We start from the raw sequence: 8,035 nt of genomic DNA, 5'->3' as shown, positions 1-8,035 counted from the left end.
CGCCTACGGAAAGCGCGACCGAGGGAGTCGGGAGTAGGAAAACATCCTGTGTAGCTCATAGGTATGAAAAACACTATAGGTGCATATCCTAAAAGCTGTTTGGCTCGGTGGGTGTAACGGGCATCTTGCCCGTTACTGTACCAACACTGGCTACCGATGAAATGAGGGCGAGCCCGTCCCTAAAGCACCACTAGCAACTGCTGCTCTATTCCCGATTGCCGATTGCCGATTGCCGATTGCCGATTGCCGATTGCCGATTGCCGATTCCCGACTCCCGACTCCCGACTCCCGACTCCCGACTCCCGACTCCCTTTTCATAGTTCATCCTTCATAGTTTCTTAAACCTTATGTGACATACTCCCACACGCTCATCGAAGATTACAGTGTGGGCTTCTTACCAACTCCAGCCATCACTATCGGCTTTCGCCGACGCGGGGCGCGTTCGGATACACGGGTTACTTTATTAACGACACGGGATGCCCCGACCCACCGGAACAATACAATAAGTTCTATTTTTTAGGCACGTAAGTGGCTGACTTGCCCAGCATTTAAGGCCGTAGGCCACGCTACGCGAACGGCTTTGTTTATCAGTACATATATTATAGCAATTTTATAATACCCTGTGCAAAATTCATCCCACACCTAATGCTACGCATTAGGTGTGGGATGAATTTTGCCGGACAGCTAAACAAGCTTTCAATTTTTCAGCCAAAACCCGGACATTGGGTTCTAGCATCATTGAGATATGATCACCAGGAATATGGTGAACTTCAATGCCAGAAGCTGCCATACCATCCCAACCATTAAGAGGATCATGGTAATGTCCTGGAGGTTGCTGTTTAGCTCGAAAGAGAGTTATTTTCCCTGGGTAGACTGATGACAGCTCAGATGCTTGAGTCTCGTAGTTAACATTTTGGATATCTGAGATGGCATCAACCAAATTAGGGTTTGCTAAACCAGGTTCGGTAGATAAGTTAGACTTTTTAGCAAACCACTGGAATTGCCGTTTGTATGCTCCAGATTTATAATGTCTGACAAACGCTCTGATTCTCTCAGACAAGTAAGCTCGCCTTTTGTCAGGTTCAAGTCTCCAAAGGTTATTCCAATAAGTTTGTAGTTTTTGTATCCAAAATAAAGTGTACCGTTGTAAGACAGTGGTATTTTCGTAGGGCTTCCACTGATAACCAATAGCATAGCTATCAAACAAGGCAACAATTGCTACAGTCTGACCTTGAGCATCAAGCTGCTTAGCCATTTCAAAGGCGATTTGACCTCCGAGGGATACCCCTTGTAGAAAATAAGGCCCTTCGGGTTGAAACCTTCGCATTTCTTCAATGTAGTGAGCGGCTAACTCCTTGAGTCCATTACCTATACCCGGTTTGGTATTGATGTTGTTGGCGTTAGTAGCCGCTGCTAGTCCATAACTTAGTCCATAAACTGGATAGTCCCAACCAAGATAACGTACCAAATCGCGGTAGTATATCAACCCTTCCCCAAGGATGTGAATCGCAAACAGAACTGGCTTGGAACCACTAGGTTGAATGGGCACTAGGGAAAACCAAGAGGATGACCATTCTGACTGGCACAGAAGGTGAGCGAGTTGCTTGATGGTTGGTGCTTGGAATAGAGCAGCTAGGGGCAGTTGTTTGCCGAAGGTCTTCTCAATCTCACCAGATAGCTGCACAGCTAGGAGGGAATTTCCTCCTAACCCGAAGAAGTTGTCATCGATGCCAATCTGGGAAACTCCCAACACCTTCTGCCAAATGCTAGCCAGTTGACGCTCTATATCAGTTACTGGCAAGACGTTTTCAGTGTCTTTGCTTGGTGAAATCAACTGCTCTCGGTCGATTTCACCTGCGGGAGTTAGGGGCATAGCTTGGAGTTGCTTAAACTTAGGGGTGATAGAGGTTCCAAAGGGAACGAATGCCTCTAACCTCTGCAACTGAGCAACAGATAGTTCTGTAACCGCCGTGAAATATACCGATACCCGCTGCCGATGGTATGGTGGCTGTTGGGTGTATCGTCTAACATAGGGATTGCTGCCATCCAAACCCAAAATCAGGGAGTGTTGGTCGTGGTGCAGCCCAGCGAGAATAGAATTGATTCCCTGTTGGTTGAAAATTCCGTACTGACCTAAGGCACGACGGGACTCCCTAATCTGTTTACTCCGATTGAGGGTGGTCTCAACCCATGTGCTTGAGCCATAGCAGTAGCTGCGCACCAAGGTCTTGTGCCGCTGGTAGTAGCAGAAGCACTCTAGAAAATTATTAGCGGCAGCATAAGCACCAATTGTCGCTCCCCCAAAGAAGGCTAGCACGGAAGAAAGGCTGATAAAAACACTGTCTGGCTTATCTTTAATTAGTTGATGCAGTACCCACGACCCTAAAAGCTTGGGACGAAGTGTAGCAGCAAAACTGTTGCGGGTTTCCTCTACTAAAAAATGTTCTGGGGCAATTCCAGCCAAATGAATGACCCCTTGAAGGTTTGCTTGCCAGTCAGACTGGGCTCGTTCAACCACCTGTTGCAACTGAGCTAAATCACAAATATCCACGGCCTCGTAGCGTATCTCTCCTCCCAGTTGCTCGGCCAGTTGCTCTAGGTTTTGATAGGCTCTGACGGCAGGTGCGAACCCATTTCCATCCTTTAAATGGTTTCCTTTGGTACTCGGCTCTGGTAAGGGGGTTCGACCAACTAAAAGCAGAGGAGCTTGATAGTGGTTTAGGAGAAATTTAGCAATTTCTACTCCAATCCCTCCCAAACCCCCACTAATCAAATACATTCCCTTTTGCTTAAAGGGCAATTCCTGTTTTTCGAGTTGGGGTAGGTCAGCTTTTTCGAGTAAGGGCACCAAACGGTTGCGATTGCGGTATGCTACTTCTCGCTCTTTCTGACATACAGCCATTTCCCGCAGGATATGAAACCCATTAATGTGGTGGTCATCCACAGGTATATCGATATGGCGACAGTTCAGCCAAGGCAGTTCTCTCGGACAGGTTTTGATCAGACCCAGAATCGGACTTTTCTCATAGGCAATGTCATCCTGGGGCGAGGTAGGCTGTGTATAGCTAGAAACCACAGTCAACTGGACTTCTGAATTGAGAATTCTCAAGGGTGAATTCAACTGTGACTTCAAACCATCCAAAGCCTGAATTAAAAATAGTAGACTGTAAGTCCCCTGATTCTGAGCTTGTTCTAGTGCTTCGGATGACTCAATTTCTCCCCGATACTCGTCATAGGTCCACAAATGGAGAATCTGTGGGATGGGTTGGTCGGTTTCCACCAACGACTTCAGTAATTGCTGATAGTGATCAGGATTGGTGGGGTCAATAGAATAGCGGTTGCCTGTAAGTTGGGCATCTGTAAGTTTGGCACCTGTAAGTCGCAAAAAATCGGCTCCGGGGGCTCCGGGTTCCACTGCTACACATTGGTCTTTACCTAGCTTGGAGCACAATACTTCTCCTAATCCCAAGGAGTCTAGAAATATCAGAGTTCGACCATTTGTAGGTGTCCTACCTAAGGTTACTGCTTCTTTTCGATGCCAAACTTTACGATAAAACCAGTCTGGAAGGGTATTCTCATTACCCAGAAGACAATCAACTTGTTTGAGAATCGGGTCAAATTCACCAGCCTTAAACTGCTCCTTGAGTTGCGATCGCAAAATTTTCCCAATCGAACTCTTGGGGATTGCCTCTTTTGGTAGAGGAATAAGATAACTCGGACTCACCCCTAGTTTGCTAACCACCTCAGTGGAGATGTCCTGGAGTAATGGGGTTAACTGGTCATCCTCAGACCAATCAGTATGGAATAAAATGACCAATTGGTCAGTATCTTTACTTGGTTGTCGAATTCCGCAAGCTGCTGTGTAAGAGGGAATCACCCCCTCTACCTGCTCAACCACTGCTTCGATTTCATAACTATAGTGATTGAGACCATTAATAATAATGACATCTTTTTCTCGACCGGTAATCGTGAGACGTCCGTCACGCAGTACACCATTATCTCCCGTTTTTAACCATCCATCCGGTGTAAAGGCTTCTCGATTTAGCTCAGGATTCTGGTAATAACCATCACTCACCATCGGACCAGAAATCTGTACCTGACCCACTGTATCTTCTTCAACTATTTGTCCGAGTGCATCCACAATCCGCACAGAAAAGCCAGGCACAGGTCTGCCAACTTCTACAACAGAGTGGTTAACAGACTGGTTATCCGACGGTAAATTCAACAAGTACCGATGGGAAAATACCACAGCAGCACAGGTTTCAGACATTCCCCAAGCTGAATGCATGACATTGACGGATAACCCATGGGGAGAAAGCAACTGCAAGAATCGCTTTGCAGTTTGAGGTACAATCGGCTCAGCCACACTTAATACAGATTTGAGGGAAGATAAATCCCATTTCCGGTGGCTGTTCGCAACGGATTTCTGATTTATTTTCTGATTTATCAAACCTAGGGCAAAATTAGGAGCCCAGGCCAAGGTAACCCGATAGTTTTCAATCCAATCCAACCAATTGAGGGGATTTTCCAAGAAAGCTTTAGCGGGAGCATGGATTTGCAGGTTACCGACATAGACATCCCGAATACAACAGCGTACCAGAGAGCCAACATGGTCTAAATTAAGCCAGTTCAAGGAGATATCATCCTGGGTCAGATTATTCCTCTGGGCACTGGCGGCGACATTATTAATTAAATTGGCATGGGTCAACCTGACGCCTTTAGGCATTCCTGTACTTCCAGAGGTCAGTAACAATATTGCTAAATCATCCGGTTGGCTGTGATAGTAATTTAGGTCAGGCTCAGATGAGCGGAAGTTGTCTACGGTTTCAATTAAAATTTCTTTTTTGGGCAAGGGATGCTCGGTAGGAGCCGCTACGCGAAAGCATAAAGCACGGATTGCTGGAGCAAGGGTATCACTGGTTAGGATGACCGGTTGCTCTAGCATTTTCCAGGCATTGCACAGCTTATTGACGGTACTGTTAGATGACTCATAGGTCGGTGCGATCGCAATCGGGACTGGGACAAAACCGCCCAAAATACAAGCCCAGAAGGTTGGAATGAAGTCTTGATTTTGGTCAAATTGGAAGATTACTTTGTCTTGAGGCTTTAGATTTAGTTTTCTTAAGCCACCAAGAATCCGCTGTGCTTCTTTGAGGAGAGCTGGGTAAGATTGATAGTTTTGGTGAGTATTTCCCTGACTATCAGAGTCGAGATAGATAATCCCTTGCTCCGGCGCAACCCTTGCAGTTTTTAGTAGCGCTTGGGAGAGAGTTGAGATATCTGTTGGTAACTGTAGCGCTTCACCATGACTGATGGCGGGTTTTGATGGGGTGGAATTTGAGCGATGCTCCCCCTGAGCCGCTACGGGATGCTCGGTACGAGCTGCTACGGGAACGCAATCGTCGGAAGATGCCTTGGAGTAATCCCTCGGTAGGGGTTTGGCTTTTGATAATTCTGGCTTTGGACTAGTTTCGGTGGAGGCTGGAAGTAGGTCTAATAGATGTAGGGGTGTGTCGGGCTGGGTGTAGTCTTGTAGAACTACGGCGACTTCCTTGATTTCTGCCCCTCCATAACTATATGACTGTAGCTGCTCTTCCCATTGCTGCACTAAGTCGGTATCAATTATTTCTACAGAAGCTAGTGCTTGTTGATCTATCTCACCTGTGGGAGTTAGGGGCAAGGTAGTTACCGGAACAATAATTAGGGGGACTTTTGGTTCACCAAATTTTGGTTCACCACTAGATAGCAGAGTGTCTGAGATGGTGTCTGACACGACCCCTTGCAGGAGCGATCGCAGTTGTTCTGATGAAGGTGATCCAGCTGAGACTACATAGGCAATAATAGGCAAAAAACTACAATTGTCTCTGAGGGCTATTTTTTTCTTTTCTTCTGTAATTTTCCTCTCCAGGACAACACAGTCGTCAACTAACGGATTTGCTAACAAAGCCGATTCGATTTTGGTCAATAGTTGTGGCAGATAGTCTTGGATTGGCTTTTCTATAATGTTATCGGTATCTTGTCCTATATAATTGGTAATATATGGCTGCATTTTTCGATACTTTTATTGAGTTTTTTTTTGACGATGGGTTTAATTCCGGATTAATAATGTATTTAAATATATTAATTTAAATTAATTTAAAAAAATAAAAATGGTGATTAAAATTTGAAAATTATGGTAGATAAATGGGATTAATTAAGAATCATAATTATCTAATTATATTTAAAATTAATGCCATTAAAAAGTTTAAAAATATAGCCTTTATAAAATATATGAGGTACAGTATTTATTGGCGCTGATTGCCTTTCAGACATTCTTGTATAGCACTACGCATTCAGATTAGGACATTGTCTTGATGCAGTCGCTCATGGGGGAAACCACGGCAGTCGCTCATGGGGGAGACCCCCAAGACCGCGCTGCCTTCCCAAGACCGTAATGGTGCGTTTTCCGCATTAAGAATGAAATTCGCCACGGGTCGCACCTCTGCATCGCTCCTAAACTCCGAAACGTAAGTAATCGCTTACTTATGACTTCTGACTTCTGACTTCTGACGCTAAGCGTAGCGCTATATTGCTGCCAAATGCCTTCTGCCCTCTGCATTAAAAGGATAAGCAAAGTACTTCAAGGAATTAAAACTGCTATAATTAAAAGGCTGAAATCGCTGTAATTACTTTAATAAAAGGGGTTTCTGCGTAAGTCCTATTGGTAGGCTCAGTTTGGTCTCAGTGAGCAGCCCAAGGTCAAGGGTGGTAAGGGCACTTTTTTGATAGCTCTTAGCCTGAGGTTGAATCACATGATCAATATCCGAAAGATAACCACAGGTATACTGAAAAACGTTACTCATTTTGCTACAGCCTATCCTAAAGTTAGGCTCTGCTAGGAGCCTCGTACTTTAACATTTTCAAGATTTATCGATTAAGTCCGGATAGGTGTGTCAGTGATCAATAAACTTCTATTAAAGTGGTACTATTACGACCTTTTATTAAATCAGGACAAAAAACCTGAAACTCTTGTCCCTGTCTTGATGCAAAGCGCGAGTAGGGGGAACCTCACAGGGGTAGGTTTTTTACATTTGGGTCGGGAGCGGTGCGACCCGTGGCGAATTTAATTCGACGACTGTAAGCGCACCGAGGGAATCGGGAGCGGTGCGACCCGTGGCGAATTTAATTCGACGACTGTAAGCGCACCGAGGGAATCGGGAGCGGTGCGACCCGTGGCGAATTTAATTCGACGACTGTAAGCGCACCGAGGGAATCGGGAAAAGCGGGAAATGGGGAGAATTATCCCGGAAATAATTGTGTATTTTGATACATATTTTTATTAATTTATACGCAATGAGAGTACTTAGTCGCCCCAATGTTTAAAAACCTACCCTTGTAAGGAGGGTAGACCAGCTTTGGCACTGGTGGATTGTTGGTGTCTACCTCTCCCAACGGTCAAGGGCTATAGGTTTAGATTGCTCCGACCTGCTCCGCCGCCTGGGCTAATTCAAATACCACCCGCGCCACGTAGGGGCGAATCATCCACCAGATTAAGGGTGATAACCAGCCCTTTAGGGTAACTGAGTAGGAAATATAGGTACCACAAAGGGTGGACTCTACCTGGTAAGTGACCCGATTTTCAACCCCAGGGATTGCCAGAAATCGTATACTGAGTAGCTCACCGGGTAAGACACGCTCTACAAAAATTCGGACCGGAATTGGGATCAAGCGAGTGACTACCTGATAAATTAAACCAGGTTTAGCCATTAAACCTTTCGGAGCATTGGTACTTGACAGCAGGGGATTCCAAGACACATCTGCTAAGTTGATCAATTTTTGCCAGAGCACTTCCACTGGGGCAGTACTCAGGGCGCGATAGGTCTTGAAGAGGGAAAACTTACACCAAATCCCCTCGTGACCAGCAATTAACTTGAAAGAAAAATTAAGAATCACTACACGCCTCCCGCAGCTATGCTCAGGCAGATTTATGATCTTCCCCAAATGGCTTTGGTTGAAAAATCCCTCTCTATTTAGGATATGATCTCAACTGCCTGGA

Annotated in this window: 4 protein-coding genes; all 4 read right to left on the bottom strand. The window is 45.4% G+C overall.

Going from position 1 to position 8,035, the window contains the following annotated elements; translation table 11 throughout:
* Window positions 1-205: 205 nt before the first annotated feature.
* On the bottom strand, window positions 206-325 hold the full coding sequence (locus tag LYNGBM3L_RS50080) for an AraC family transcriptional regulator (protein WP_143764184.1): 120 nt from the start codon (window positions 323-325) through the stop codon (window positions 206-208).
* A 330-nt stretch (window positions 326-655) separates the two neighbouring features.
* Window positions 656-6,049, bottom strand: a complete 5,394-nt coding sequence (locus tag LYNGBM3L_RS01605) for an SDR family oxidoreductase (RefSeq protein WP_008178235.1) — start codon at window positions 6,047-6,049, stop codon at window positions 656-658.
* 283 nt (window positions 6,050-6,332) lie between these two features.
* Window positions 6,333-6,470, bottom strand: a complete 138-nt coding sequence (locus LYNGBM3L_RS42620) for a hypothetical protein (RefSeq protein ID WP_154659648.1) — start codon at window positions 6,468-6,470, stop codon at window positions 6,333-6,335.
* Window positions 6,471-7,449: 979 nt separating this feature from the next.
* Window positions 7,450-7,932: an SRPBCC family protein gene (locus tag LYNGBM3L_RS01600; RefSeq protein WP_008178230.1), complete on the bottom strand. Its 483-nt coding sequence runs from the start codon at window positions 7,930-7,932 to the stop codon at window positions 7,450-7,452.
* Window positions 7,933-8,035: the final 103 nt, after the last annotated feature.

It is taken from the genome of Moorena producens 3L, from assembly GCF_000211815.1.
Classification (GTDB): domain Bacteria; phylum Cyanobacteriota; class Cyanobacteriia; order Cyanobacteriales; family Coleofasciculaceae; genus Moorena; species Moorena producens.
This window is presented reverse-complemented; position numbering and strand designations above follow the sequence as displayed.

Coding starts and splice junctions, on each gene's coding strand:
- LYNGBM3L_RS50080 (WP_143764184.1), bottom strand. CDS start 325: ATGAACTATGAAAAGGGAGTCGGGAGTCGGGAGTCGGGAGTCGGGAGT.
- LYNGBM3L_RS01605 (WP_008178235.1), bottom strand. CDS start 6,049: ATGCAGCCATATATTACCAATTATATAGGACAAGATACCGATAACATT.